23 protein-coding genes and 5 pseudogenes are annotated in these 26,159 nt (G+C 65.3%); 9 read left to right on the top strand and 19 right to left on the bottom strand.

The window, feature by feature from the left end:
* Positions 1-57 precede the first annotated feature (57 nt).
* From atpA to erpA, 16 genes and pseudogenes are all read right to left on the bottom strand, one after another.
* Positions 58-1,602, bottom strand: coding sequence for a F0F1 ATP synthase subunit alpha (gene atpA, locus CN538_RS07070; protein ID WP_106418974.1), 1,545 nt, complete (start codon positions 1,600-1,602; stop codon positions 58-60).
* Between the two features lie 16 nt (positions 1,603-1,618).
* Positions 1,619-2,168: pseudogene (locus CN538_RS07065) on the bottom strand (F0F1 ATP synthase subunit delta).
* Between the two features lie 11 nt (positions 2,169-2,179).
* Positions 2,180-2,649, bottom strand: a pseudogene (locus tag CN538_RS07060) (F0F1 ATP synthase subunit B).
* Positions 2,650-2,718: 69 nt separating this feature from the next.
* Complete coding sequence (gene atpE, locus CN538_RS07055; protein ID WP_011508579.1) at positions 2,719-2,967, bottom strand: F0F1 ATP synthase subunit C; 249 nt, start codon at positions 2,965-2,967, stop codon at positions 2,719-2,721.
* A gap of 67 nt (positions 2,968-3,034) precedes the next feature.
* A complete protein-coding gene (atpB, locus tag CN538_RS07050; protein ID WP_035470106.1) occupies positions 3,035-3,901 on the bottom strand; it encodes a F0F1 ATP synthase subunit A in 867 nt (288 codons plus the stop codon).
* Positions 3,902-3,904: 3 nt separating this feature from the next.
* Positions 3,905-4,312, bottom strand: coding sequence for a F0F1 ATP synthase subunit I (locus CN538_RS07045; RefSeq protein ID WP_106418972.1), 408 nt, complete (start codon positions 4,310-4,312; stop codon positions 3,905-3,907).
* Between the two features lie 219 nt (positions 4,313-4,531).
* Positions 4,532-4,834, bottom strand: coding sequence for a hypothetical protein (locus CN538_RS26050; protein ID WP_479725172.1), 303 nt, complete (start codon positions 4,832-4,834; stop codon positions 4,532-4,534).
* A pseudogene (locus CN538_RS26045) lies at positions 4,768-4,923 on the bottom strand (hypothetical protein); the annotation flags it as partial. The gene CN538_RS26050 and the pseudogene CN538_RS26045, both read right to left, overlap by 67 nt.
* A gap of 18 nt (positions 4,924-4,941) precedes the next feature.
* Positions 4,942-5,433 (bottom strand): ParB/RepB/Spo0J family partition protein, encoded by a 492-nt coding sequence (locus CN538_RS26040; RefSeq protein ID WP_242495630.1) that lies wholly within the window; start codon positions 5,431-5,433, stop codon positions 4,942-4,944.
* Positions 5,434-5,458: 25 nt separating this feature from the next.
* A complete protein-coding gene (locus CN538_RS07035; RefSeq protein WP_106418971.1) occupies positions 5,459-6,226 on the bottom strand; it encodes a ParA family protein in 768 nt (255 codons plus the stop codon).
* A gap of 49 nt (positions 6,227-6,275) precedes the next feature.
* Positions 6,276-6,917: a 16S rRNA (guanine(527)-N(7))-methyltransferase RsmG gene (gene rsmG, locus CN538_RS07030; protein WP_106418970.1), complete on the bottom strand. Its 642-nt coding sequence runs from the start codon at positions 6,915-6,917 to the stop codon at positions 6,276-6,278.
* Positions 6,914-8,809, bottom strand: coding sequence for a tRNA uridine-5-carboxymethylaminomethyl(34) synthesis enzyme MnmG (gene mnmG / locus CN538_RS07025; protein WP_106418969.1), 1,896 nt, complete (start codon positions 8,807-8,809; stop codon positions 6,914-6,916). The genes rsmG and mnmG overlap by 4 nt, the downstream gene beginning before the upstream one ends.
* A gap of 795 nt (positions 8,810-9,604) precedes the next feature.
* Positions 9,605-10,293: pseudogene (locus CN538_RS07020) on the bottom strand (amino acid ABC transporter ATP-binding protein).
* Positions 10,294-10,430: 137 nt separating this feature from the next.
* A complete protein-coding gene (locus tag CN538_RS07015) occupies positions 10,431-11,099 on the bottom strand; it encodes an amino acid ABC transporter permease (RefSeq protein ID WP_035473524.1) in 669 nt (222 codons plus the stop codon).
* Between the two features lie 115 nt (positions 11,100-11,214).
* Positions 11,215-11,988 (bottom strand): transporter substrate-binding domain-containing protein, encoded by a 774-nt coding sequence (locus CN538_RS07010; protein WP_106418968.1) that lies wholly within the window; start codon positions 11,986-11,988, stop codon positions 11,215-11,217.
* A gap of 112 nt (positions 11,989-12,100) precedes the next feature.
* Positions 12,101-12,454 (bottom strand): iron-sulfur cluster insertion protein ErpA, encoded by a 354-nt coding sequence (gene erpA, locus CN538_RS07005; protein WP_106418967.1) that lies wholly within the window; start codon positions 12,452-12,454, stop codon positions 12,101-12,103.
* A 295-nt stretch (positions 12,455-12,749) separates the two neighbouring features.
* Between erpA and CN538_RS07000 the strand changes: the two genes are divergently transcribed.
* The 5 genes and pseudogenes from CN538_RS07000 to CN538_RS06980 all read left to right on the top strand — a co-directional run bounded on the left by CN538_RS07000 (position 12,750) and on the right by CN538_RS06980 (position 19,071).
* Positions 12,750-14,504 carry a chloride channel protein gene (locus CN538_RS07000; RefSeq protein WP_106418966.1) on the top strand — a complete coding sequence of 585 codons (1,755 nt, stop codon included), beginning with the start codon at positions 12,750-12,752 and terminating at the stop codon, positions 14,502-14,504.
* Positions 14,505-14,643: 139 nt separating this feature from the next.
* The gene (thiD, locus tag CN538_RS06995) at positions 14,644-15,468 is read left to right on the top strand and encodes a bifunctional hydroxymethylpyrimidine kinase/phosphomethylpyrimidine kinase (RefSeq protein ID WP_422917571.1); all 825 of its coding nucleotides are present in this window, start codon (positions 14,644-14,646) and stop codon (positions 15,466-15,468) included.
* A 2-nt stretch (positions 15,469-15,470) separates the two neighbouring features.
* Entirely contained in the window at positions 15,471-16,157 is a 687-nt protein-coding gene (gene thiE / locus CN538_RS06990; RefSeq protein WP_106418964.1) for a thiamine phosphate synthase, read from the top strand.
* A 17-nt stretch (positions 16,158-16,174) separates the two neighbouring features.
* Positions 16,175-17,456 (top strand): annotated as a pseudogene (gene hemL, locus CN538_RS06985) (glutamate-1-semialdehyde 2,1-aminomutase).
* A 34-nt stretch (positions 17,457-17,490) separates the two neighbouring features.
* Entirely contained in the window at positions 17,491-19,071 is a 1,581-nt protein-coding gene (locus CN538_RS06980; protein WP_106418963.1) for a bifunctional aminoglycoside phosphotransferase/ATP-binding protein, read from the top strand.
* A 72-nt stretch (positions 19,072-19,143) separates the two neighbouring features.
* Here the strand turns inward: CN538_RS06980 and CN538_RS06975 are convergent, their stop codons facing one another.
* The gene (locus CN538_RS06975) at positions 19,144-19,821 is read right to left on the bottom strand and encodes a LuxR C-terminal-related transcriptional regulator (RefSeq protein WP_106418962.1); all 678 of its coding nucleotides are present in this window, start codon (positions 19,819-19,821) and stop codon (positions 19,144-19,146) included.
* Between the two features lie 447 nt (positions 19,822-20,268).
* On the opposite strand from CN538_RS06975, the gene rdgB reads away from it, so the two are divergent.
* From rdgB to CN538_RS06955, 4 genes are all read left to right on the top strand, one after another.
* Complete coding sequence (gene rdgB / locus CN538_RS06970) at positions 20,269-20,871, top strand: RdgB/HAM1 family non-canonical purine NTP pyrophosphatase (protein ID WP_106418961.1); 603 nt, start codon at positions 20,269-20,271, stop codon at positions 20,869-20,871.
* A complete protein-coding gene (gene hemW, locus CN538_RS06965; RefSeq protein ID WP_242495629.1) occupies positions 20,868-22,067 on the top strand; it encodes a radical SAM family heme chaperone HemW in 1,200 nt (399 codons plus the stop codon). The genes rdgB and hemW overlap by 4 nt, the downstream gene beginning before the upstream one ends.
* 87 nt (positions 22,068-22,154) lie before the next feature.
* Complete coding sequence (locus CN538_RS06960; protein ID WP_106420571.1) at positions 22,155-22,841, top strand: YiaD family glycine zipper/OmpA-like lipoprotein; 687 nt, start codon at positions 22,155-22,157, stop codon at positions 22,839-22,841.
* Positions 22,842-22,952: 111 nt separating this feature from the next.
* On the top strand, positions 22,953-23,801 hold the full coding sequence (locus CN538_RS06955; RefSeq protein WP_106418960.1) for a 23S rRNA (adenine(2030)-N(6))-methyltransferase RlmJ: 849 nt from the start codon (positions 22,953-22,955) through the stop codon (positions 23,799-23,801).
* Positions 23,802-23,845: 44 nt separating this feature from the next.
* Here the strand turns inward: CN538_RS06955 and CN538_RS24165 are convergent, their stop codons facing one another.
* The gene (locus tag CN538_RS24165; RefSeq protein WP_277985110.1) at positions 23,846-24,616 is read right to left on the bottom strand and encodes an alpha,alpha-trehalose-phosphate synthase (UDP-forming); all 771 of its coding nucleotides are present in this window, start codon (positions 24,614-24,616) and stop codon (positions 23,846-23,848) included.
* Complete coding sequence (locus CN538_RS06950; RefSeq protein ID WP_277985109.1) at positions 24,613-26,100, bottom strand: HAD-IIB family hydrolase; 1,488 nt, start codon at positions 26,098-26,100, stop codon at positions 24,613-24,615. The genes CN538_RS24165 and CN538_RS06950 overlap by 4 nt, the downstream gene beginning before the upstream one ends.
* Positions 26,101-26,159 lie beyond the last annotated feature (59 nt).

Genomic DNA, 26,159 nt, shown 5'->3' with positions numbered 1-26,159 from the left:
TTCCTGCCGCTCAGCTGGGCGAGGCGGCCCGCTCCCGGAAGAGACGGGCCGCACCGCTTACCAGGTCTGAGTGGACTTGAACGACTCGAGACCCGACTTGAGACCCTTCTGGATCTCGTCGTCGTAGCCGCCGCTTGAGTTGATCTTGTCGAGCAGGTCGGCGTGCTCGGACTTCATGTAGTCCTGCAGGGCACGCTCGAAATCGAGGACCTTGTCGACCGCGACATCGTCCAGATAGCCTTCGTTGGCGGCGTAAAGCGTCAGCGCCATCTGAGCCACGGACATCGGCGAGTACTGCTTCTGCTTCATCAGCTCGGTGACGCGCTGGCCGTGCTCGAGCTGCTTGCGGGTCGCCTCGTCGAGGTCGGAAGCGAACTGCGAGAACGCCGCCAGCTCACGGTACTGGGCCAGCGCCAGACGCACACCGCCGCCGAGTTTCTTGATGATCTTGGTCTGGGCCGAACCACCCACACGGGAGACCGAGAGGCCGGCGTTGATGGCCGGACGGATACCCGAGTTGAACAGGCCGGTCTCGAGGAAGATCTGGCCGTCGGTGATCGAGATCACGTTGGTGGGCACGAACGCCGAGACGTCGCCACCCTGGGTCTCGATGATCGGCAGCGCGGTCAGCGAGCCGGTCTTGCCCTTCACTTCACCGTTGGTGAACTTCTCGACGTACTCGGCGTTGACGCGCGCGGCGCGCTCGAGCAGACGCGAGTGGAGGTAGAAGACGTCACCCGGATAGGCTTCACGGCCCGGCGGACGGCGCAGCAGCAGCGAGATCTGACGGTAGGCGACGGCCTGCTTGGAGAGGTCGTCGTAGACGATCAGCGCATCTTCGCCACGGTCGCGGAAGTACTCGCCCATGGTGCAGCCGGCGTAGGGCGCCAGGTACTGCATGGCGGCCGGATCGGCGGCACCGGCGGCGACCACGATGGTGTGGTCCATGGCGCCGTGCTCTTCGAGCTTGCGCACCACGTTGGCGATGGTCGACTGCTTCTGACCGATCGCGACGTAGATACAGGTGACCCCGGTGCCCTTCTGGTTGATGATCGTGTCGATCGCCACCGCGGACTTACCGATCTGACGGTCACCGATGATCAGCTCACGCTGGCCGCGGCCGATCGGCACCATGGCGTCGATCGACTTGAGGCCGGTCTGCACAGGCTGGTCGACCGACTGACGGGTGATGACGCCCGGAGCGACCTTCTCGATCGCGTCGGTCAGGCTCGTCTCGATGTCGCCCTTGCCGTCGATCGGGTTGCCCAGCGCATCGACCACGCGGCCGACCAGCTCCGGACCCACCGGCACTTCGAGGATACGACCGGTGCACTGCGCGGTCATGCCCTCTTCGAGCTCGAGGTAGTCACCCAGGACCACGGCGCCGACGCTGTCACGCTCGAGGTTGAGCGCCATGCCGTAGACGCCACCGGGGAATTCGATCATCTCGCCGAGCATCGCATCGGCCAGGCCGTGGATGCGGACGATGCCATCAGCGACGCTGACGACGGTGCCCTGATTACGGGCTTCGGAGGCGACATCCAGCTTGTCGATACGCTGTTTGATGATGTCGCTGATCTCGGAAGGATTCAGTTGCTGCATGCCATGTCCCTCGAACTCAAGCGGTGAGCGCTTCGCGCAGACGCTGCAATCGACCGCGTACCGACCCGTCGATGACGGTGTCGCCGGTACGCAGGATCACGCCGCCCAACAGCTCGCGGTCCACCTGAGTGGTAATGGAGATTTCACGATTCAGACGCTTCTTCAGAGCCTCGGCGAGGACGTTCTGCTGCGCTTCGTCCAGGTCGAAGGCGGAGGACGATGGTGACGTCGACCCGCTTCTCTTCCTGGGCGCGCAGCGCCTCGAACTCCTCGAAGATGTCGGGCAGTGCAGCCAGACGCCCCTTCTCGCCGACGAGGTGCAGAAAGTTCTGCACGCTCGTGTCGTTCAGGTCGTCGCCGCACACTTCCAGCAGCAGCCGGGTCTTGTCCGCGGCGGTCAGCCGCGGATTGCCCAGCACACGCTCACCGACATCCGCGTTCCCGGCCACCTGCGCGGCCAGGGCAAGACTCTGAGACCACGCTTGAAGCGCCTGCTTGTCGCGCGCGAACTCGAACGCCGCCTTGGCGTAGGGTCGTGCAACGGTTTCGCTAGACGTTTGAGCCATGGTGCGCCTCCTTAGAGCTCGGCAGCGAGCTTGTCGACGAGTTCACGATGCTTCGACTCGTCGATGGAGGATTCCAGGATGCGCTCGGCGCCGGCCACGGCCAGCAGCGCCACCTGGGCACGCAGCTCTTCCTTCGCGCGATTGATCTCCTGATCGATTTCGCTGCGAGCGCCTGCAATGATGCGCTCGCCTTCCGCCCGCGCGTTGTCACGGGCCTCTTCGACGATCTGATTGGCCCGCTTGTTGGCCTGTTCGAGGATCTGCTGCGCCTGCTCCTTGCTCTCCTTCAGCGTCTCTTCGGCTTTTTCCTGAGCCACTTCGAGATCGCGGGTAGCACGGCTGGCCGCATCCAGACCGTCGGCGATCTTCTTCTGTCGTTCCTGCAGCGCCTGCATGACCGGCGGCCATACATACTTCATGCAGAACCAGACGAAGACCGCAAGGCAATGGCCTGACCAATCAGTGTAAGGTTCAGATTCACGCCAGCACCTCTCGCGTCACAAGTTTGGGGTTAAGGTCACCGCGGCCACACGGGCCGTAGACGGCGACGTTAACCGACAAACGGGTTGGCGAAGGTGAAGAACAGTGCGATACCCACGCCGATCATGGTCACGGCGTCGAGCAGACCGGCGACGATGAACATCTTGACCTGCAGCTGCGGGATCATCTCCGGCTGACGCGCGGCGCCTTCCAGGAACTTGCCACCCAGAATACCGAAACCGATGGCGGTACCCAGTGCGCCGAGGCCGATCAGCAGAGAAACGGCAATCGCGGTCATGCCCAGAACTTGTGCTTCCATGGTTGTCTCCAGTTTTCAGTCAGTCTTGCAGTCGAGTTTACGGGTTAGGGGTTGAAGGAAACGCGTCTCAATGCTGCTCTTCGGTCGCCATGCTGAGATAGACGATGGTGAGCATCATGAAGATGAATGCCTGCAGCGTGATGATCAGGATGTGGAACACCGCCCACGGGAAGTGCAGCGGCAGCTGCCACAGTCCGATCATCGCGATCAGGATGAAGATCAACTCACCGGCGTAGAGGTTACCGAAGAGTCGCAACGCCAGAGAGACCGGTTTGGCCAGAAGGGTGACGAGCTCAAGCAGAAGATTGACCGGAATCAACAGGATCTGGGCGAATTTATTGGGCGTGTTGAACGGATGCAGAGTCAGCTCGGCGAGAAAGCCGGAGAGGCCCTTGGTACGAATCGAATAGAAAATGATCAGCGCAAAGACCGACAGCGACATGCCGAAGGTGGCGTTGACGTCGGTGGTCGGCACGACCTTGAAGTAGACGTGCGCCGGATCGGCACCGAACCAGGCACCGACCTTCTGGGCCAACATCGGCAGGAAGTCCACCGGCACCAGGTCCATCAGGTTCATCAAGAAGATCCAGCAGAAGATGGTCAGCGCCAGCGGGGCGACCAGCTTGCTCTTGCCGTGGAAGGTCTCGCGCACCGAACCGTCGACGAACTCGACCATCATCTCGACGAAGTTCTGCAGCCCGGTGGGCACGCCGGTGGAGGCGCGTTTGGCGACCAGGCGGAACAGATAGAGGAACAGCACCCCCAACCCGATGGACCATCCCATGGTGTCGACATGGATCGCCCAGAAGCCCATTTCACGGGCTTCTGCGGCAGAGTGCGCCAGCGACCAGCCATGCTCCGGGTGCAGACCGAAGGTCATGTTCTGCAGGTGGTGCTGAATGTACTCCGTACTCGTCGGGTTGTTGCCAGCCATGGTTCAGCCTCGAGATTGAATGTGTGACGGACGGCGCAACAGCCAGGGTCCCAGCCACTGCAGCAGCAGCGTCAGCACATAAGCGCCAAAGAAGAAAGCGGGGTTTGAGGGGGGCACGGCCACGAACACCAGCGTGAACAGTGCCGCCGTCAAACCGAACTTGCCGGCCTCGGCGTGGTAGAAGCTTTTGACGATGTATCGCGCCTGCCCCGCTCCCTGGTAGCGGAAGGCGCGCCAAGCGAAGAAGGCGCTGGGTACGGCAGCGACGAGCCCACCGCATAAAAGCGATAGCGCCACGCCCTGCCCCAGGACGCCCCAGGCGATCAGGGCCATGCCCATCACGCCGCCGAACTGCACGAGAATCATCGCCGCGATGCGCGGTCTAGGAAGCCTGCCGGTGCCCTTGGTCATGGCGTCGGTCTCGCCGTTGATTCTGAATGCGTATTTTGTCGTCGCTGCGTTCGGCGTCGCCTGGCAAACCTCGGCGGATTATAGAGAAGCGGCCATGCCGCATCAACCGAACCTGCACCGATCTGAGGCGTCTTGCGCGAAAAACGATCACGAAAAGTGGCAAATTCCATTATCGCGCTAAACGTTTTCACCTCGAAGCGCCTCACCACCGCGCAGGCTTCAGCGGATGTGCCCGAAAGCCGTCAAGCTCGAGCGCTGGTGTAGCGAATGGTGACCGCGCCCCTTGCCCGAGGCGTTGTGATGAATCTTGACCGGCGCACCGAGCAGGTCGGCGAGACGATTTTCGAGCCGCCCCACGTCCGCCGGCGGGCGCTTGTCATCGGGTTTCTTGCGCCCCTCGGTGATCTGCTCACCAGCGCCTCGGTCTGCCGCACGGTGAGCTCCCGCGACACCACCTCGTGGGCCGCCTGGCGCTGCTTGGCCGCGGAAAGGCTGAGCAGGGCGCGGGCGGCCCATCGAGATCGCCGCGCTCGAGCAGCGTCTGCACGTGGGGGTCCAGCGCCAGCAGACGCAGCAGGTTGCGACCTGGGCGCGCGAGCGGCCGACCGCATCGGCGACCTGCTGCTGGGTCAGCTCGAACTCGTCGAGTAGACGCTGAGCGCCATCGCCTCCTCGACCGGATTGAGATTCTCGCGCTGGATGTTCTCGATCAGCGCCAGCGCCAGCGCGACCTCGTCGCTGACCTCGCGAATCACGCCGGAATGGTCTCCAGCTCGGCTAGCTGGGAAGCGCGGCCAGCGGCGTTCACCGGCGATGATCTCGTAGCGCTCGGCACCGATCTGGCGCACCACGATCGGCTGCATCACGCCCTGGGCGCGGATCGAGTCGGCCAGCTCTTCGAGCGCTTCTGGCTGGATATCGCGGCGCGGCTGGTACTTGCCGCGGGTGAGCTGACGCAGCGGCAGACGTTCGAGCCGCTCACCGCCGCCCTCGCCAGCCGGCAGCGCCTGGGCCGGCGTGGCGTCGGCGGCGCTCTCGGTCACGCTGCCGTCGCGGCGCCGGGCCCCCGAACCGATCAGGGCATCGAGCCCGCGTCCCAGCGGACGTTTGCGCGTCGTCATGGCGTGTTCCTCGCAGAGATCATCATTACAGCGCCAGGCGGCGAATCAGTTCCTTGGCCAGCACGCGATGCGCCTGGCTGCCCCGCGACAAGCGGGCGTACTTGGTGACCGGCAGCCCGTGGCTGGGCGCTTCGGCGACGCGCACGTTGCGCGGAATGGTGGCCTTGAGCAGCGAGTCGCCGAAATATTGACCGAGCTGCTTGCTGACGTCCCGCGTCAGGCTGTTACGCGGGTCGAACATGGTGCGCACGATGCCGAAGATCTCGAGATTGGGGTTCACGCTCTCCTGGATCTGCTCGACGGTGTCGAGCAGCGCCGAGAGCCCTTCGAGGGCGTAGAACTCGCACTGCACCGGGATCAGCACGCCGTTGGCCGCGGTCAGGGCGTTGACGGTGAGCATGTTGAGCGACGGCGGGCAGTCGATGATCACCACGTCGTAGTCCGAGGCCACGCTGTCGATCGCCTGGGTCAGCACCCGTTCACGACCATCGCGGTCGAGCAGGTCGACCTCGGCGGCGGTGAGATCGCCGTTACCCGGCAGTAGCGCATAGCCGGCTACGGCGCAGTCGACGATCACCTCGGCGGCGCTCTTGTCGCCCAGCAGGACGTCGAGCACGCTGCCGTCGAGATCGTGCTTGTCGACGCCGCTGCCCATGGTGGCGTGGCCCTGGGGATCGAGATCGATCAGCAGCACGCGGCGATCGAGCGCCGCCAGGCAGGCCGCCAGGTTGACCGCGGTGGTGGTCTTGCCGACGCCGCCCTTCTGGTTGGTCAAGGCGATGATTCTGGTCACTGGCGACTCCCTTCGTCGAAACTGCAGCGCGACGGCGATGGCGCCGTCGCTATCGAGCGCCGTGTGCGGCGCGGCGCAACCGCAGCAGCTGGCGTTCTGCCCCGTCGAGCCCCGGCACCTCGAGCGCCTGACGGGTCTCGATGATCACCCCAGCGGGTAGCGCCTCGCGCTCGTCCGCCTCGAGGCCCCCCTTCATCGCCAGCCACTCGCCGTCGGCCGCCAGCAGCGGCTCGGTCAGGCCGACGAAATCACCCAGCGCAGCAAAAGCGCGCGAGATGATCTGGTCATACTCGCCGCTGAAGGCCTCCACCCGATGCTGCGCGCAGATGACGTTGTCGAGCCCCAGCTCCATCACCGCCTGGCGCTGGAAGCGAACCTTCTTGCCATTGCTGTCGAGCAGTGTGACTGCCAGCTGCGGGTCGAGAATGGCCAGTACCAGGCCGGGGAAGCCGGGGCCGGCGCCGACATCCAGAAGCCGCGGTCCGCGCACCGCGAAGGCCACGCTGGCGCTGTCGAGCAGATGCCGCGCGACCATGGCCTCGGGCTCGCGCACTGCGGTGAGGTTATAGGCGCGGTTCCACTTGTGCAACAGCCCCAGCAGTGCCAGCAGCCGCTGGCGCTGGGCGGCGTCGACGACCACTTCGAGCGCCGCCAGACCCTGGTCGAGAATGCGTTCGCAGGCCGGGGTCATGCACGCAGCGCCTGGCTGTCGTCGATCAGGCGACGTTTCTTGAGATGGATCAGCAGAATCGACACCGCCGCCGGGGTGACCCCGGAGATACGTCCGGCCTGTCCCAGGGTCTGCGGCCGCGCCTGCTCGAGCTTCTGGCGAATCTCATGCGAGAGCCCCTCGACCTTGGCGTAATCCAGCGCCTCCGGCAGCGGGGTCGCCTCGTGGCGCTTGAGCCGCTCGATCTCTTCCTGCTGGCGCGCGATGTAACCGGCGTACTTGGCCTCGATCTGGACCTGCTCGGCAACCGTCTCGTCGTCCTCGGCCTCGCCCTTGAGCGTGGCCACGTCGGCGTAGGTGAGTTCCGGGCGCTTGAGCAGATCCATCAGGTTGTACTCCCGCGCCAGCGGCTGCCCGAGCTTGGCCGCGAGCGTATCGGCGGCCGGGGTGCCGGGCTGGATCCAGGTCGTGCGCAGGCGTTCGCTCTCGCGGGCGATGCGCTCGCGCTTGGCCTCGAACGCCGCCCAGCGCTGGTCGTCGACCAGCCCGAGCTCGCGTCCGGCGGGGGTCAGGCGCAGGTCGGCATTGTCCTCGCGCAGCAGCAGCCGGTACTCGGCGCGCGAGGTGAACATGCGGTAGGGCTCCTGGGTGCCCAGGGTGATCAGGTCATCCACCAATACGCCGAGGTAGGCCTCGTCGCGGCGCGGCCACCAGGCGGATTCGCCGCGAGCCCGCCGTGCCGCGTTGATACCCGCCAGCAGCCCCTGGGCACCGGCTTCCTCGTATCCCGTGGTGCCGTTGATCTGGCCGGCGAAAAACAGGTTGTGGATAAATTTGGTTTCCAGCGAATGCTTGAGATCCCGCGGATCGAAGAAGTCGTACTCGATGGCGTAGCCGGGGCGCGTGATATGCGCGTTCTCCAGCCCCTCGATCGAGCGTACCACCTGCAGTTGGACATCGAACGGCAGCGAGGTCGAGATGCCGTTGGGGTAGAGCTCGTGGGTGTCGAGTCCCTCGGGCTCAAGAAAGATCTGGTGGCTCGACTTGTCGGCGAAGCGATGGACCTTGTCCTCGATCGACGGGCAGTAGCGCGGGCCGACGCCTTCGATCACCCCGGAGTACATCGGCGAGCGGTCGAGATTGGCGAAGATGATCTCGTGGGTCCGGGCGTTGGTGTGCGCGATGTAGCAATCGACCTGACGCGGATGCTGCTCACGCGAGCCGAGATAGGACATCACCGGCAGCGGCGTATCGCCCGGCTGCGGCTCGAGCCGGCTGAAGTCGACGCTCTTGGCGTCGATCCGCGGCGGCGTGCCGGTCTTCAGCCGATCGACCCGGAACGGCAGCGCGCGCAGCCGCTGGGCCAGGGCGTTGGCCGGCGGATCTCCGGCGCGACCGCCAGCGTGGTGGTCGAGACCGATATGGATCACACCGCCGAGGAAGGTCCCGGTGCACAGCACCACGGTATCGGCCATGAAGCGGATACCTGTCTGGGTGACCACGCCAGTGACCTGGTCGTTATCCACAACCAGATCGTCGACCCCTTGCTGGAACAGCGTCAGGTTGGGCTGGTTTTCCAGCAGCGAGCGAATGGCGGCCTTGTAACGCACACGGTCGGCCTGGGCACGCGTCGCCCGCACCGCCGGACCCTTGCGTGAGTTGAGCACGCGGAATTGGATCCCGGCGAGATCGGTCGCGGTCGCCATGGCGCCGCCGAGCGCATCGATCTCCTTGACCAGATGACTCTTGCCGATGCCACCGATGGCCGGGTTGCACGACATCTGCCCCAGCGTCTCGATGTTGTGTGTCAGCAGCAGCGTGCGTGCGCCGCTGCGGGCCGCTGCCAGCGCGGCTTCGGTGCCGGCATGGCCGCCACCGATGACGATGACCTGAAAGCGGTCGGGGTACTCCACAGTCCACCTCGTTGAGTGCTCGAACCGGCACCCGACAGTGAATGAATCTCGAAGGATGGCTGCCCGGTGGGATTGTTGACTTGGAGTCAAGGATCCCATCGGCAGCGGCGACCGGAGTCGCGAAAGCCGCCCAGTATAAACGTCCTGTGGGTAACCGTCAGGGGTTTTCCACACCTCTCGAGCCGCGTCAGCCAGGTCACAAGGTCATTACTAAAAAATAAAGAAATATAGAAAAGAAGTTCTGTAGTGATGGTTACTACTGGTGTGGACATATTTTGTGGAAAAGCGAATTTTCCCTAAAGAAAACATCCACTTGGATTGTTATTGGATGTATTGAAAAGGGCTTAGGAGGCTGCTGACAGACAGCGCTCAAGCTGTGGATGAAAAGCGTCGTTATACACAGCGTCAGCTACCCAGCGCTTGTCCACCGCTGCATACGCCTGCTGTCACCGTGACGGTCCCCAACGCGGGCATCGCGCTGGAGAACACGGCTGAGGCGGGCTGCGTCGAGATAGGCTGAAAAACTATCCACAGGCGAAAAAAACCGCTCGGGATAACCTTTCTGGCGCTATCGCGGGCAGATCTCAAGACGATTCGAAGGTGATTCGGGGGTGATACCGAGAGGAATCCGGCGCCCATCGTCAGAGGGTTTGGAAATGGGCTTCAAGGGGGCATGACGCGAAGACAGAGCGGCGACAGGAACCGCAGCCAGCCAGGGGCTCGTGAGAGACGGTCGAAGCTAGCGAGAACGGGCCACCGTCTAGGCGGCCGCGTTCGCGCCGAGTGGGGGCGGGCTCAGTGCTTGAGCACGCGAGAAAGGAAGGAGCGGGTACGCTCGTTCTGGGGATCATCGAAGACGGCCTCCGGCGTTCCCTGCTCGACGATCTCGCCGCATGGACGAATACCACACGGTCGGCGACCTCGCGCGCGAAGCCCATTTCGTGGGTCACGATCATCATGGTCATGCCGTCCTTGGCCAGCTCGCGCATGGCATCCAGCACTTCGCCGATCATCTCCGGATCCAGCGCCGAGGTTGGCTCGTCGAACAGCATCAGCCGTGGTTCCATGGCCAGTGCCCGGGCCAGCGCCACGCGTTGTTGCTGGCCGCCGGAGAGCTGGCTGGGGTACTTGTCGGCCTGATCGGCGATCCCGACGCGTTCGAGCAGGCGCTCGGCGGTGGTGTTGGCCTGCCGGCGTGACCAGCCACGTACCTTGCGCGGGGCCAGGGTCACGTTGTCGCGAATCGACAGGTGAGGAAACAGGTTGAACTGCTGGAACACCATGCCGACTTCGGTGCGTACCGCCTGCAACGACTTGCCGCTGGCGCCGTGGGGGGCCAGGGTCTTGCCGTCGACCTCGATGCGCCCGGATTGGAACGGCTCCAGCCCGTTGACGCAGCGTATCAGGGTCGACTTGCCCGAGCCGCTGGCGCCGATGATCACCACCACTTCGCCCGGGTCCACGCTGAGGTCGATGTCACGCATCACGTGCAGTTCGCCGAAGTGCTTGTTGACCTTGTCGAGACGCACGATCGGCGCCGCGTCGCCCTGGATCTGCTTGTCGTTGTTTTTGTCGAGACGCACGATCGGCGCCGCGTCGCTCTGGATCTGCTTGTCGTCTTTCATCCCACCAGCCCCTTGCGTTCGAGCAGACTCAGAGCCATCGACAGGCTCAGGGTGATCGCCAGATAGAGCAGCGCGATCATGAAGTAGACCTCCAGCGCGGTGAAGGTCTGAGCGATGTAGACCTGACCCTGGCGTACCAGCTCGCCGACCCCGATGACCGAGAACAGCGAGGTGTCCTTGATGCTGACGATGCCCTGGTTGCCGAGGGCAGGAATCATGCGTCGCAGCGCCTGGGGCCAGATGATGTACTGGAAGGTCTGGGTCGCGGAGAGGCCCAGCGACAGTCCCGCCTCGCGCTGGCCGCGCTCGATCGACTGCACGCCGCCGCGCACGATCTCTGAAATATAGGCCCCGGCATTGAGGGCGATGGCGGCGATCCCTGCGGTGAGCGCATCGATTGGCCCGCCCAGCAGGGTCGGCAGCCCGTAGAAGATGAACAGCACCTGGACCAGCACCGGGGTGCCGCGGAACACTTCGATATAGAAGACGGCGGGATAGCGCAGCCAACGGCTGGGAGCGATGCGCATCAGGCCGAAGAGCATGCCGATGACGAAACCGATGGCCAGGCCACCGAAGGAGATCAGCAGGGTGTAGGGCACACCCTTGAGCAGATAGGGCAGGGAGGCGATCGCCGCCTGCCAGTCGAACTGAAAATGCAGGTCCACGAAAGAGGTCTCCGTCGAGCGGACGCCAGCGCCGGCCTCGGCCGTCGCCACGCCGCGATATCAGGGCCCGAAGACAGCGGGCCGGAGGTATCTCCGGCCCGCTCGGGCTGCAGCGTTACTTGGCGTCCGGCGCCTTGCCGAACCACTTCTCGTAGATCTCGTCGTAGCTGCCGTCCTTGTGCATGGCGGCGAGCGCCTGATTGACCGGTTCGACCCAGTTGCTGCCCTTGGCCAGGGCGATGCCGTACTGCTGACCTTCGTAGAGCGGGCCGACCGTCTCGACCCGGCCCTTGCCCTTGGTCTGGGCGAAGTAGCCGACATTGGGAGCGTCGTAGAACACGGCATCGACGTTGCCGCCCATCAGCGCCATGTACATGTCGGAGCTACCCGGATAGGGCGTGATCTCGGCCTTGTCGCCGAGCTGCTGCTGGAGGAAGTCGTAGCTGGTGGAGCCGATCTTGGTGCCGATGCGCTTGCCGGCGAGATCATCGAGCGTCTTCACCTCGCTACCATCCTTGACCAGGATGCGCAGGCCGGAGTCGTAGTAGGGATCGCTGAAGTCGACGATCTTCTGGCGCTCGTCGGTGATGGTGATGCCGGCGATGGCCAGATCGACGTTGCCGGTCTGCACCGCAGGGATGATGCCATTGAAATCCATGGTCTTGAGATCGACGTCGAAGCCGGCACGATCGGCGATTTCCTGCAGGATATCCATGTCGAACCCGACCATCTTGCCGCTGTCCTGATCCATCATCTCGAACGGTACGAAACTGGGATCGGTGACGGCCTTGAGCGTGGTCTGCTGGGCGGTGGCCGCGCCGCAGACGCCCAATGAGAGCGCCAGAGCGGAGAGGGCCAGGGTCTTGCGGAGGCGAGCGTTGTTTTTCATGTAGACCTCAAGTGGTTGATTGAGCAAAACAATCACTCACTACCTTGAGGAGGTCCGGGGCTAGCGTCAAGAGAGACCATGGGCGCGCGGCGGCGATACCCGCCGCGCCGGCTCACACCGAGAAGGAGGCGCCGCAGCCGCAGGTGGATTGGGCGTTGGGGTTCTTGACCAGGAAGCGGGCCCCGGCCAGGCCCTCCTCGTAGTCGACGGTGGAGCCGACCAGATACTGATAGGAGAGCGCATCCACCACCAGGCTGACGCCGTCGTTGTCGATCACGGTGTCATCCTCGGCGAGCTGATCGGCGAGATCGAAGCCGTACTGAAAGCCGGAACAGCCGCCGCCGGTGACGTAGACCCGCAGCTTGAGATCCGAGTTGTTCTCCGCCGCGATCAGCGCCTTGACCCGGCGGGCGGCGGCGTCGGTGAAGAACATCGGGGTGGGAGCGAAGGACTCCACTGTACTCATCGTCACGTTCCCTGAGTGTCGGGGTGCCGACCTCATTGGTGGAAGGGTTGCGCAGGCCAGATGGCCCGTCTATGAGGGCCATTATCGTTAATACCCAGTAAAAGGGTCAACTTTGGCGCCGCCGCATATAGGGGGGATGATCATGCCCGCCGCTCGCGAGCAGGAGTCACCCGGGCCCGGGCGAGGCGCCGAGCGTGTATGATGTCATGACCGTTTCACGCTCGCACGGTGGCCGCGGCGTGTCCCACAAAAGACGGGTGCTGGCCATCGGGCAATCCAGGAGGGCGGTTCACGCATGCCGAGGTTCGCTCTGCGACGTCTGAGTCTCGATCGTTTCCGCAGCCAGTTGGCGAGCGTCGATGCCATGCCTCAGCTGTGCCTGTTGGGCATCTTCGCCGGCATTCTCACCGGTAGCGTGATGGTGCTGTTCCGTCTGCTGCTCAAGCTCGGCGCCTGGTTCTTCATGCCCGGTGGCAATCCGGAGGCATTCGAGGCGTTGCCGCCACCGATTCGTGCGCTGCTGCCGCTGATCGCGGTGTGCCTGATCGGCGTCTGGCTATGGCCGCAGCCCAGCCGCGCGCTGAAGATGGGGATCGGCCATGTGATAGAACGTCTCGCCTATCAGCAGGGCAAGATGCCGCTGCGCAACTGGATCAACCAGTGGTGGGTCGGGGTGATCTCGGTCATCGGCGGGCTCTCCGCCGGCCGTGAGGGGCCAGCGATCCATCTCGGCTCTGCCGCCTCGAGCTGGATCGGTTCGCGTCTGCGCCTGCCTCACAACAGTCTGCGTGTGCTGGTGGCCTGCGGCACCGCGGCCGGCATCGCGGCGTCGTTCAACACGCCCATCGCCGGCGTCATCTTCGCCATGGAAGTGGTGATGATGGAGTACACCATCGCTGGCTTCATGCCGGTGATTCTCGCCTCGACCATGGGCGCGCTGGTGTCATGGGCGGTCTACGGCGCTGAGCCTGCATTCAGCGTGCCTCCCTTGCAGCTCTCCTCGCTGATGGATCTGCCCGGCATCGTGCTCACCGCGCTGGTGGTAGGGCTGCTGGCGGGGGGCTTCGTGCGTCTCGCTCAGGGCCACCCCGCGGTGACCCGGCTGCCGTTCGCCCTGCGTCTGGCGCTGATCGGCGGGCTGACTTCGCTTGCCGCCTGGTGGTATCCCCAGGTCCAGGGGATCGGTTACGACAGCATCGACCGCATGCTCAACGCCAGCATGACCCTCGATGTGCTGCTGGCCCTCGCCGTGGTCAAGCTGGCGCTGACCGCCATCTGCATGGCCGGCGGCGTGTCGGTGGGCATCATTGGCCCGCTGCTGGTCTCGGGGGCGGCGACCGGCGCGCTGATGGGGGCGCTGGGCGCGATGCTGTGGCCGAGCGTGGTCGATACTCCGGCGCTCTACGCGGTGCTGGGCATGGCGGCGATGATGGCGGCGGCGCTGCAGGCACCGCTGGCGGCGCTGTTGGCGCTGCTCGAACTGACCCGCAATACCGAGATCATGCTGCCCGGCATGCTGGCGGTGGTGGTGGCGGTGATGACCGCGCGCCAGCTCTGCGGCTGTCAGGGCTTTTTCATGTCGCATCTGGCCCAGCAGGGGCTGCACCCGCTGCAGCAGCCGCTGATGCAGGCGCTGTCGCGGGTGGCGGTGCCCGCGGTGATGGAGCGCAATCTGGCGCGAACGCCGCGGGTGATCGATCACGAGCGCGCCAAGTCGCTGCTCGATGCCAAGCCGACCTGGCTGATCATCACCCAGGACGACAAGGAGAAGCCGCCGCTGGCGATGAAGGCAGCCAACCTGGCCCGCGTGCTGCATGACGATGCCTGGCTTGCCGAGCATCCGCAGATCGATCTCGAGGAGGTGCCCGGGCAGCGTCTGGAGCTGGCCCCGGTGCACCTGGAGGCGACGCTGTCGGAAGCCTACGATACCCTCAACGAATCCGGGGTGGAGGCGCTCTACGTCGAGCACACCACGGCGCCGATGATCCGCAAGATTTCCGGTATCATCACCCGAGAGGCGATCGAGAATTATTATCGGCGCAAGCGCTGAGCGCAGGCTTGTTCCCGATAGCGCCTAGATAGCGCCTGGACGGATAGCGAGTGAAGAGGAAAGCACGCATGCGACGATCGACAGGCTACCTCGACACCACGGCAATGGCCCCCTTGAGCGGGTGCGGGAGGGGCAGATGATCCGTTATGAAGACAAGCCGGTGGTGCTGGTGCTGGCAGGGCATGATCCCAGCGGTGGCGCCGGGCTGGTGGCAGACGCCGAGGCGGTGCGCGGCTGCGGCGGCTGGCCGGTCACCATCCCCACCGCGATGACCGTGCAGTCGACCCGCGACGTACACGCGGTCGAACCGTGTAGCGGTGACTTCATCCGCCGCGCTGCCCGTGCGCTGTTCGAGGATTTCCGCATTGCCGCGATCAAGGTGGGTCTGATCCCTGACGCCGAAGTACTGGCGGCGGTCATCGACGTGGCGCGCATGCGCCCCGGCATTCCGCTGGTCGTCGATCCGGTGATCGCCAGCGGTAGTGGCTCTGAGTTATCCACACCCGGTCTGGCCGCTGACATCCGCCATCGTCTGCTACCTCTTGTGGATATCTTGACTCCCAACCGGCGAGAGCTGTCGCTGCTGGCCACGCAGCCGGCGGCTGACGAGGTCGCCCAGGTGGTCGAGGTGATGTCGCTCGGCTGTGCCGCGGTGCTGGTCACCGGCACCGACCCGCTGGAGGGCGAGCCGGCCGCTGGGCATGTGGTACATACGTTGCACACCCCGGAGCTCAACCGTCAGTGGCAGTGGCCGCGGCTACCCGCGGACTACCACGGCTCTGGTTGCACCCTGGCTTCGGCGCTGGCCACCCGGCTCGCCGCCGGTGAAGGGCTGGCCGGGGCCTGCGCCCAGGCGCAGCGCTTCACTTGGGATACCCTCGATCACGGTCTGGCGCTGGGCCGGGGGCAGTATCTGCCTGACCGGGTGTGGCGGGCGCCCGACTTCGATGCCACGCTGGAGTGACAATGTCGATACCGCCTGACGGTAGGCTAGGGGCGCTGCCCCGAGGGCTCTACGCGATCACCGACAGCCAGCTGCTGGCCGACGACCGCACGCTGCTGGCAGCCTGCGAACAGGCGCTGGCGGCAGGCGTGGTGCTGCTGCAGTACCGTGACAAGTCGGCGGATGCCGAGCGCCGCTGGCGTCAGGCCACGGCGCTGGCGGCGCTGTGCGAACGCTTCGGGGTGACGCTGATCGTCAACGACGACCTGGCCCTGGCCGAACGCCTGCAGCAGCGTTGGGGCGAGCGGGTCGGGCTGCACCTGGGCCAGCAGGACACGCCGCTGGCCCTGGCCCGCCAGCGGCTGGGCGATACCGCGATCATCGGCGCCACCTGCCACGCCTCGCTGACGCTGGCCGCGCAGGCCGCCGGTGCCGGCGCCAGCTATCTCGCTTTCGGCCGCTTCTTCGCCTCGCGCACCAAGCCCGAGGCGCCGCCGGCACCGCTCTCCGTGCTCGGCGAGGCCGCCCGCTTTGGCCTGCCGCGGGTGGCGATCGGCGGTATCGAAGCGGCCACCATCGGCGCCGCGCGGGATGCCGGCGCCGAGTTGCTGGCGGTGGTCAACGCCATCTTCGCCAGCCCCGATATCGCCGCCGCGGTACGCGCGCTCGATGCGCGGCTGGCACCGATTTGTGAATTCCGTAACTGCTGATGGGTAGAAATGACCTCATGACGACCTCCGCCGAACTCTTCGAACGTGCTTGCCGCCACATTCCGGGCGGCGTCAATTCTCCCGTACGCGCCTTCAAGGGGATGTCGCGCTCGCCGATCTTCGTCGAGCGTGCCCAGGGGGCCTATCTGTTCGATGTCGAGGGCAAGCGCTACATCGACTACGTCGGTTCCTGGGGGCCGATGATCACCGGCCACGCCGACCCGGACGTGCTCGGTGCGGTGCGCGAGCGTCTCGACAACGGGCTCTCCTTCGGCACGCCGACCGCGATCGAGACACCATGGCTGATCTGATCTGCGAGATCATGCCGTCCATCGATATGGTGCGCATGGTCAATTCGGGCACCGAGGCGACCATGTCGGCGATCCGCCTGGCGCGTGGCTATACCGGGCGTGACAAGATCGTCAAGTTCGAGGGCAACTACCACGGCCACTCCGACTCGCCTGGTCAAGGCCGGCTCCGGTGCGCTGACCCACGGTGAGCCGAGCTCCCCCGGGGTACCGGCGGCGCTCGCCGAGCACACCCTGACGCTGCCCTACAATGATATCGAGGCGGTACACGAGTGCTTCGAGTCGCTAGGCGATGAGATCGCCTGCATCATCGTCGAGCCGGTGGCCGGCAACATGAACCTGATTCCGCCGCGTCCTGGCTTCCTCGAGGCGCTGCGCGAGGTGTGCGACCGTCATGCCAGCGTGCTGATCTTCGATGAGGTGATGACCGGTTTCCGGGTTGCCCTCGGCGGGGCTCAGGCGCACTTCGGCGTAACACCGGACCTCACCTGCCTGGGCAAGATCGTCGGTGGCGGTATGCCGGTGGGTGCGTTCGGCGGCAAGCGTGAGATCATGAGCCAGATCTCGCCGCTGGGGCCGGTCTACCAGGCGGGCACGCTGTCGGGTAACCCGCTGGCCATGGCGGCGGGCATCGCGCTGCTCGAGAAGGTGCGCCAGCCGGGCTTCCACGATGCCCTGGCGACCCGGGTCGAGACCCTCTGCGACGGGCTCGAGGCGCGGGCCAGAGAAGCCGGGGTGGGTTGATCACCCAGCGTGCCGGTGGCATGTTCGGGCTCTTCTTCACCGCCCAGCAGCGGGTCGACAACTTCGGCCAGACCATGGCTTGTGACGCCCAGGCGTTCCGCGACTTCTTCACCCAGATGCTGGCGTCCGGTGTCTATCTGGCGCCATCGGCTTTCGAGGCCGGCTTCATGTCGAGCGCGCATACGCACGACGACATCCAGACCACTTGCTGGCCAGCGAGCGTGCGTTCGCGGCCATGGCCCGGTGAGCCGACCGCGCCGCCATCGACAGGGAGACCCGGCATGAGCCGAGCGCTGATCCAGGCACTCAAGGAGAGTGACTGCTTCGACCATCCGGTCGGTGCCATCGACGTATTCGAGACCCCCATCTCCTGGGTGGTGCTGACCGGCGATTACGCCTACAAGATCAAGAAGTCGCTGGACTACGGCACCTTCCTCGACTTCTCCAGCCTCGACAAGCGTCGGCGGCTGTGCGAGCAGGAGGTCGAGCTCAACCGGCGTGTGGCGCCGGCGCTCTACCTGGGCTGTGTCGCCATCTCCGGCAGCGAGGAGGCGCCGCGGGTCAACGACGACAGCGCGCCGATCGAGTATGCGGTCAAGATGCGCCAGTTCAGCAACCGCCATCTGCTGAGCTCGCTGCAGGCCAGCGGCGAGCTGTCGGTGGAGCTGCTCGACGACCTGATCGACCAGTTGGTGGCGCTGCACGAGTCGGCGCCACGCATCGCCGACGACAGCCCCTACGGTTCGCCGGCGCATACCCGCCAGATGCTGGTGGAGGAGTTCGAGCTGATCGAGTCGCTGCTCGATCAGCAAGCGATCGGTCAAACGAGCGAGGACCGCGCCGAGCTCGAGTGCGTCAAGACGCTGACGCTGGAGAGCTTCGCCCGGCTCGAGCCGCTGCTGGCGGCGCGGCGCCGCGACGGCTTCATCCGCGAGAGCCATGGTGATATCCATCTCGGCAACGCGGTGCGCTTCGAAGGCAAGGCAATCCTGTTCAACGGCATCGAGTTCAACGAGCGCCTGCGCTGGTGCGACGTTGCCTGCGAGCTGGCGTTCTTGATCATGGATCTGGAGGCGCGCGGCGAGCGGGAATTCGCCCACCACGCGCTCAACCGCTATCTCGAACTTTCCGGCGACTACCCGGTGGTGCGCCTGCTCGACTTCTACAAGCGCTACCGGGCACTGCTGCGGGCGCGCATCGAGCTGATCCGCGACCACGACGCCGGGCGCATCGACGACCTGCCCGAGGGGGAGCCGCTCGAGGTGTTCCGGCGCTATCTGGCGATGGCGCGGGCGTACAGCGAGTTCCGCTTTCCCTACCTGATCCTTGCCGTGGGCGTGTCGGGCAGCGGCAAGAGCCGCTTCACCGAGGAGATCGTGCGCCGTCTGGGCGGCGTGCGCATCCGCTCCGACGTCGAGCGCAAGCGCCTGTTCGACTTCAGCGCGGCACCCGCAGACGCTGACGAGGTCTATGGTGAGGCTGCCACCGCGCAGACCTACCAGCGCCTGGCCGAGCTGGCTGGCAGCGTGCTGGAGTCGGGGCTACCGGCGTGCATCGACGCCACCTGCCTGCTGCGCGAACAGCGCAAGCTACTGCGTTTCGAGGCCGAGCGCCGCGGGCTGCCGGTATTGATGGTGAGCTTCGAGGCCGATCACGCCACCCTGCGTGCGCGCATCGTCAAGCGCGCCCGCCGCAGCGGCGAGCCATCCGAAACCAGCCTGGCGATCCTCGACCACCAGCTCGAGCGCTTCGAGCCGTTCGCCGACGACGAGATCAGCTACCTGGTGCATCTGGACACCACGGCGGCCGATGCCAACCTGACCCTGGCTTCGCTGATCCAGGAGCGCATGCGGCTGCACTGAGCCGAACGGAGAGTCCGCCGGGGTGTGTGGCGGGAGCCACGCCCCGGCGGGTCGTACGGGAGTATCCGGGGGTCAGCGACGTCCGTTGGCGTAGCGCGAGGCCATCACCGGAATCGTGCCCAGGTTCTGGCGCGCCCAGTTGGTGGCCTGGATACGGTTGTGGACGTTGATCTTGCGGAACAGATTGTAGAGATGCGACTTCACCGTATGCTCGCTGACGAAGAGCTTTTCGGCGATCTCGGTATTGCTGGCGCCGGAGACCAGCAGTGTCACGATCTCGAGCTCGCGTCGTGTCAGCCCGCAGACCGGGCGATAGGTATTGACCTGCTGACGGCGGTAGAAGTCGATCAGCATCGCCGAGAGCGGGCGTGAAATCCACAGCTCGCCCTCGAGAAGTTTGACAATACCTTTACAGATCAGCTCGAGATTGTCCTGCCGATAAAACACCCCGCGCAGGTGGATGCCGATCAGCAGCTCCATGACCTGCTTGTTGTCGCGTACGTTGAAGGCCGACAGCACGATGGCCTTGTTCTCCTCTGCACGGGTGTTCCACACCAGCAGATCCTTCTCGTTGACGTGGTCGCCATCGAGCAGCACCAGGGCGCGCCTGCCCTCGGGCATCAGGAAACGCTCCTGAGGATTGAGCGCAGAGACCCTACAACCGGTCTTTTGGTGGATATAGTCTAGGAATAGAACGGACTGTGAGTTACAGTCCGTTACAAGTACGATGTCGGTGGTGTCAGTGTTCATGGTCTGATCCCTTGTATCGGGTTTCTAATTAGTCTTCTACAGGTTTAGTTGTGTTTCCTTGGGCACGAGGCTCATGGCCGGTCTCTAGTACCGGAGCCCAATAGTGTTAATAAAACCTTTGCCTTGTAAATATAGGACATCGAGGTTTTCGAAACGTGACACCTCGGCGCCTTTTTAGCGCGCCGCAGTTTTCAAAAAAATGTAAAATACAGACGGTTGCAGGGATTTTTTGGCAGGTACTGGAGAATTTCCTGCTTCCTGGTGGAGAAAAAACAGCCGAGTTTGCTGCCGGCAAATGAGGGTGTGCACGCCAATCGATGAGCTTTTCATCATCCCCGGGGAACCCGCCCGGCGGCGGGCCGGGATGTGCTCATACCGCGCTCCTCGCCAACGCTATACCCGCTTCCGTGCGGCCCGTAGAATGGGGCTTTTGGCAGGAAGACGCGCATGACCGCCACTCCACAAGATCTCGTCGTCGCCAGCGGTAACCCGGGAAAACTGGCCGAGTTTCAACAGCTTCTCGGGCCGCTGGGGTTTCGTGTCCGAGCCCAGGCCGAGTTCGGCGTCGATGACGTCGAGGAGACCGGCCTGACCTTCGTCGAAAATGCCCTGCTCAAGGCGCGCGCGGCGGCCCGCGCCAGCGGCGGCCCTGCCCTGGCTGACGACTCCGGTCTGGCAGTGGATGCGCTCAACGGCGCCCCAGGGATCTACTCCGCGCGTTATGCCGGGGAGCCCAAGAGCGACCGTGCCAACAACGACAAGCTGCTGAGCGCGCTTCGCGAGGTGCCCGAGGGCCAGCGCGGGGCGCGCTACTGGTGTGTACTGGTCTACCTGCGTCACGCCGACGACCCGGTGCCGATCATTGTCCAGCAGGATTGGCCGGGCGATATTCTCGCCTATCCGCGGGGTGAGGGCGGTTTCGGCTACGATCCGCTGTTCTGGGTGCCGGAGTGTAGTGCAAGCGTCGCCGAGCTGAGCGCCGAGGAGAAAAACCGCCTGAGTCACCGCGGCCGCGCCCTGCAGGCGCTGATCGCGCGGCTGACGGCGTGAGTCTACAGCCCTCTGTGGCGGCGGCGCCCGGCGGGCTGCCGCCGCTGGCGCTCTATATCCACGTGCCCTGGTGCGTGCGTAAGTGCCCCTACTGCGATTTCAACTCGCACGGGGTCGGCTACGGCGCTGCCCTGCCAGAGGCGGCCTATGTGGCTGCGCTGCTCGAGGATCTCGACGCCGACCTGGCATGGGTGCAGGGGCGCGAGATCGTCAGCATCTTCATCGGCGGCGGTACCCCCAGCCTGTTCTCTCCCGAGGCCTATCATCAGCTGTTCGCCGGGCTGCGCCAGCGGCTGGTCTTTGCCGCGGATATCGAGATCACCCTGGAGGCCAACCCCGGCACTACCGAGCATGGGCGTTTCGCCGGTTACCGTGAGGCGGGAATCAATCGCCTGTCGCTCGGCGTGCAGAGCTTCCAGCCCGCACAGTTGACGGCACTCGGACGCATCCATAGCGGTGACGAGGCGGTCCAGGCGATGCAGCTGGCGCGCGACGCCGGGTTCGACAACGTCAATCTCGATCTGATGCACGGTCTGCCGGGGCAGGATACGGCGCTGGCGCTGGCCGATATCGAGCAGGCGCTGGCGTTGGCGCCGACGCATCTCTCCTGGTATCAGCTGACCCTGGAGCCGAATACCGAATTCTTCTCGCAGCCGCCGCCGCTGCCCGACGAGGAGCGGCTGTGGGACATCCAGGATGCCGGCCACGCCCTGCTCGAGGAGGCCGGCTTCTCGCGCTATGAAATCTCCGCCTACGCCCAGCCCGGGCGCGCCGCACGGCACAATCTCAATTACTGGCGCTTCGGTGACTATCTGGGGATCGGCGCCGGCGCCCACGCCAAGCTGAGCCGGCCTGATGGTGACGGCGGGCTGCGGATCGAGCGACGCTGGAAGACGCGTCAGCCGCAGGCCTATCTGCGCCGTGCCAACGACCCGCGCGGCTTCGTCGCCGGCGGGCGTATGGTCGATGAGGAGACGCTGCCGCTGGAGTTTCTGATGAACGCGCTGCGGCTGACCCACGGGGTCGATCTCGCCGACTGGCAAAACCATACCGGGCGCGCGCTGTCTGAGTTGACGCCGCGTCTCGCCGTGGCGCGGCAGCGAGGCCTGCTGGTGGACTCGCCGTCGCGGCTGCAGGCGACGCCGCAAGGACTGTTATTCTTGAATGATCTGCTGGCACTGCTCGACGAGGCGTGACCCCTCGCGAGCCGTGTCACGGCATAACGTCGTCGTCGGTCGACCCGGCGACACAGGGCAAGGAGCGATTCACGCATGAAAACGATGATGAACAAGACCTGGTGGCTGGCCGTGCCGCTCGCCGTGGCCGTGGGTGTCAGCGGCTGTGCCAGCAACGACGGCTATCAGCAGCAGCAGGGCCAGCAGGAGAGCGGCAACACCAACACCTGGGGCGGCGCGGGAATCGGCGCCGTGGCTGGGGCCGTGGTCGGTGCGCTCAGCGGTCACGGCGGCAGCAGCACCCGCGATCGTGCGTTGATCGGTGCGGCCACCGGTGCCGCAATCGGTGGCGGCGTTGGCGCCTACATGGACTCCCAGGAGAAGGAGCTGCGCAATCGTCTCGACGGCACCGGTATCGGGGTCGAGCGCAACGGCAACAACCTGATCCTCAACATGCCCAGCAGTGTCACCTTCGGCTTCGATTCGAGCGAGCTGCAGACCCCGGCGCGTCAGGCGCTCAACGACGTCAATGCGGTGCTGCGCGCCTATCCGGACACCCGCATCGGCGTTGCCGGCTATACCGACAGCACCGGCGCCGAGAGCTACAACCAGAAGCTCTCCGAGCGCCGGGCGCAGGCGGTGGCGAGCTACCTCGAGCAGGGCGGTGTCGCGTCCGGGCGCATCAGTGCAGTGGGTTACGGCGAGAGCCACCCGGTGGCGAGCAATGACACCGATGCCGGGCGGGCCCAGAACCGTCGTGTCGAGATCACGCTGACGCCGACGCAGCAGTCCTGATCACGTATCGATCGGTGGGATGACGCGGCCCCTTGGGGCCGCGTTTCACGTTCGAAGGTTCACTTCCAGATGCTGTACCGCAAGGCATCTCACTGCGAGGGGTAGCCGCCAATGCTGGCCTATCAGCACGCCTATCATGCCGGCAACTTCGCCGATGTACACAAGCACCTGGGGCTTTTTCACCTGCTCGAGGCGCTGACGCGCAAATCCTCCGCGATCAGTTTCGTCGATACCCACGCCGGACGCGGGCGCTATCCGCTGGCGGCGACGGAGACGCAGAAGCTCGCCGAGTATCGTGAGGGTGTCGAGCGGCTGTGGCGGCGGCGCCAGGCGCTGGCCGCCGAGCCTGCCTTGGGCGCTTGGCTGGCGCGGCTGGCTACGCTGCAGTCCGGCCCGGCGCTGGAGTGCTACCCGGGCTCGCCGTGGTGGCTCGGCGACGCGCTGCGCCCGCAGGATCGGCTGACGCTGTATGAGCTGCACCCCGGCGAGCATCAGCACCTGGACACGCAGATGACGACCAGCACCAACGCCCAGCGGCTCCACGCCGACGGCCTCAAGGGGCTGTGTCAGCGGCTGCCGGTACCCACGCCGCGGCTGTGCGCGCTGATCGACCCGAGCTACGAACGCAAGGAAGAGTACCGCGAGGTGGTCGACACGCTCGTCCAGGTGGTGCGCAAGGTGCGCCATGCGGTGGTCATGATCTGGTATCCGCTGCTGCCGGCCGGACGTCATCTGACGCTGCTGGAAGGGCTGCGCGAGGCGCACATTCCCAAGCTGTGGCGTAGCGAGATCACCCTGCGCGAGGCCAACGCCGAGCGCGGCATGTACGGCAGCGGGCTGGTGCTGCTCAACCCGCCGTGGCAGCTCGATCAGACCCTCGACCACGCCTTCGATACGCTGGCGCCGCTGCTCGCCGAGCGGGCGGTGCATCATGGGGAGTGGTGGACCGCCGAGCGCTAAAACACCAAGCCCGCCAATCGGCGGGCTCGGCAAGGCAGCAGTGCCTAGGTGCTGGCGCCGCTGTCGCCCTCGTCCTTGATCGCGGCGATGAACTCGTCGCCCCAGCGGCGGATATCGTTGTACTCGACGATATCGTTGAGCTGGCGCAGACGCGCCTGGGCCTCTGCGCGCGGCAGGTTGAGCCCCAGATAGCAGGTGCGCGCCAGGTCGTGCAGGTCGTGGGGGTTGGTCAGGATCGCCCCTTTCAGCTCCGCCGCCGCGCCGGTGAACTCCGACAGCACCAGCACGCCGCAGCCCTGGGTCAGCCCCTGGGTGGCGACGAACTCCTTGGCCACCAGGTTGAGCCCGTCGCGCAGCGGAGTGATCCACATCACGTCGGCCATGGCGTACCACGCCATCAGCTCCTCGAACGGGAAACCGCGGAAATAGAACTGCACCGGCGTCCAGCCGACGTCGGCGAAGCGACCGTTGATATGGCCGATGGTCTGTTCGATCTGGGTCTGCAGCTCGTCATAGATGGTCATTTCACGCGCCGCCGGCACGCAGATGCTGACCAGAGTGACTTTGCCGCGCAGCTCCGGGTTCTCGTCGAGCAGCAGCTCGTAGGCTTTGAGCTTTTCGAGAATCCCCTTGGTGTAGTCGAGGCGTTCGACCGAGAGAATCAGCTTCATGCCCTCGAACTCGTCACGCAGTTCGGCCATGCGCGCCTCGGCGCCGTCCTGTTCCAGCGCGTTGCGAATACGCCCGAGATCCAGCCCCACCGGATGCGCGCCCAGTCTGACCACGCGGGTGCCGGTATCGATCGCCGTGGTCATGGTCTCCAGCCCCACCGCGCAGCCGTAGGTGAGAAGCGCGGGGCGCAGTTCTGGCGCGATAGCGTGGTCAGCGGCACCACGCCGCGGGCGACGTCGACGAAGTTCTCCACCTGACGCGGGATGTGAAAGGCCACATAGTCGCACTGCAGCAGGCTGCCGACGATCTCGCGGCGCCACGGCAGCACGTTGAAGACATCCGCCGAGGGGAAGTAGGTGTGGTGGAAGAAGGCGATGCGCAGGTCCGGGCGCAGCTCGCGCAGATAGGCCGGCACCATCCACAGGTTGTAGTCGTGGATCCAGATCAGTGCGCCCTCGGCGGCCTCCTCGGCGGTACGTTCGGCAAAGGCGCGGTTGACCTCGCAGTAGGTGTCCCAATCCTCCTCGCGGAAACGGGCTCGCTCCCAGAAGGTGTGCAGCGTGGGCCAGAACGCCTCCTTGGAGAAGCGTTTGTAGAAGATGTCCACCTGCGCCTTGGTCAACGCCACGCGTGCAGCGGTGAGCAGCGGATACTGCTTGGCGTCGACGCTGGTGTGAACGACGAACTCTTCGGGCTCCTCGTCGCCCTCGTAGATCGACCAGGCGATCCACGAGCCGCGCTGGTTGGCGAAGAAGCTCTGCAGCGTCGGGATGATGCCGTTGGGCGAGGTCGGGCGGCGGCGGCGGATCTTGCCGTCGACGCGATACTCCTCGTAGGGCAGACGGTGGTAGACCATCACCAGCTCGGCCTTGCCGGTATGGGCGGTATCGCGGCGATTCTCCGCCGCCAGCCCGCGTGCCCCCAGGAAGCCGAAGTGGGCGAAGGCTTCGATGATACCGCCGCAGCCGATAGCGCTGGCGTGCATCACCTGGGGCAGCGGGCGGGTGCGCTCGAGCAGCTCGGGCTCGGCGTCGCCCACGCAGACTGCCTTGAAGCCGGCGCTCAGCATCGCCAGGTCGTTCATGGTGTCGCCGGCCACCAGCACGTCGTCGTGGGCGATATCGAGCCACTCGACCAGCTTCTGAAGGCTGGAGCCCTTGTTGACCTCCTGCGGCAGGAAGTCGAGATAGCGTCCGGCGGAGTAGAGCATCTCGCAGCCGAGCTCGTCGGCCAGCGCCGCGAGCTCGGGGCTCTCGGCCTGTTCCGGGGCGCAGTAGTAGGAACAGCGGCGGATCTGCGGCTCGTCCTGACGCACGATCTCGGGGAAACGGCTCATCGCGCTGGCGATGCGTGATTCGCCTGGCCAGCACGCGTCGATGGGGTCCTGCAGCGCCTGGATCGGCTGCAGAGTATCGCCGTGATAGAGGCTGGCGCCGACGTCGGCGACGATATAGTCGGGTTGCGGCAACGTGGGGTCGGAGAGCAGCGGCAGGATCGCCTCGAGGCTGCGCCCGCTGACGTAGGCCAACTGGATGTCCGGATGCGCGGCGATGGTCTGGTAGAGGCTCAGGCGGTCCTCCGGGGCGCCACCGAGAAAGGTACCGTCGAGATCGGTCGCTAGTAGCATGTTCTTCTCCTGCCCGGCATGGCCGGGGTGTGGTTCCCTGCAGCATACACCGGGGAGGC

The sequence above is a fragment of the Salinicola tamaricis genome (assembly GCF_003006155.1).
Lineage (GTDB): Bacteria > Pseudomonadota > Gammaproteobacteria > Pseudomonadales > Halomonadaceae > Salinicola > Salinicola tamaricis.
Note: the sequence above shows the minus strand (reverse complement) of the source record. Positions and strands in the feature narration are given on the sequence as shown.

What these genes read in the sequence shown, in the direction of transcription:
- atpA (WP_106418974.1), bottom strand. Translation starts at nt 1,602, where the DNA reads ATGCAGCAACTGAATCCTTCCGAGATCAGCGACATCATCAAACAGCGT.
- atpE (WP_011508579.1), bottom strand. Translation starts at nt 2,967, where the DNA reads ATGGAAGCACAAGTTCTGGGCATGACCGCGATTGCCGTTTCTCTGCTG.
- atpB (WP_035470106.1), bottom strand. Translation starts at nt 3,901, where the DNA reads ATGGCTGGCAACAACCCGACGAGTACGGAGTACATTCAGCACCACCTG.
- CN538_RS07045 (WP_106418972.1), bottom strand. Translation starts at nt 4,312, where the DNA reads ATGACCAAGGGCACCGGCAGGCTTCCTAGACCGCGCATCGCGGCGATG.
- CN538_RS26040 (WP_242495630.1), bottom strand. Translation starts at nt 5,433, where the DNA reads ATGACGACGCGCAAACGTCCGCTGGGACGCGGGCTCGATGCCCTGATC.
- rsmG (WP_106418970.1), bottom strand. Translation starts at nt 6,917, where the DNA reads ATGACCCCGGCCTGCGAACGCATTCTCGACCAGGGTCTGGCGGCGCTC.
- CN538_RS07010 (WP_106418968.1), bottom strand. Translation starts at nt 11,988, where the DNA reads ATGAAAAACAACGCTCGCCTCCGCAAGACCCTGGCCCTCTCCGCTCTG.
- erpA (WP_106418967.1), bottom strand. Translation starts at nt 12,454, where the DNA reads ATGAGTACAGTGGAGTCCTTCGCTCCCACCCCGATGTTCTTCACCGAC.
- CN538_RS07000 (WP_106418966.1), top strand. Translation starts at nt 12,750, where the DNA reads ATGCCGAGGTTCGCTCTGCGACGTCTGAGTCTCGATCGTTTCCGCAGC.
- thiE (WP_106418964.1), top strand. Translation starts at nt 15,471, where the DNA reads ATGTCGATACCGCCTGACGGTAGGCTAGGGGCGCTGCCCCGAGGGCTC.
- CN538_RS06980 (WP_106418963.1), top strand. Translation starts at nt 17,491, where the DNA reads ATGAGCCGAGCGCTGATCCAGGCACTCAAGGAGAGTGACTGCTTCGAC.
- CN538_RS06975 (WP_106418962.1), bottom strand. Translation starts at nt 19,821, where the DNA reads ATGAACACTGACACCACCGACATCGTACTTGTAACGGACTGTAACTCA.
- rdgB (WP_106418961.1), top strand. Translation starts at nt 20,269, where the DNA reads ATGACCGCCACTCCACAAGATCTCGTCGTCGCCAGCGGTAACCCGGGA.
- CN538_RS06960 (WP_106420571.1), top strand. Translation starts at nt 22,155, where the DNA reads ATGAACAAGACCTGGTGGCTGGCCGTGCCGCTCGCCGTGGCCGTGGGT.
- CN538_RS06955 (WP_106418960.1), top strand. Translation starts at nt 22,953, where the DNA reads ATGCTGGCCTATCAGCACGCCTATCATGCCGGCAACTTCGCCGATGTA.
- CN538_RS24165 (WP_277985110.1), bottom strand. Translation starts at nt 24,616, where the DNA reads ATGACCACGGCGATCGATACCGGCACCCGCGTGGTCAGACTGGGCGCG.
- CN538_RS06950 (WP_277985109.1), bottom strand. Translation starts at nt 26,100, where the DNA reads ATGCTACTAGCGACCGATCTCGACGGTACCTTTCTCGGTGGCGCCCCG.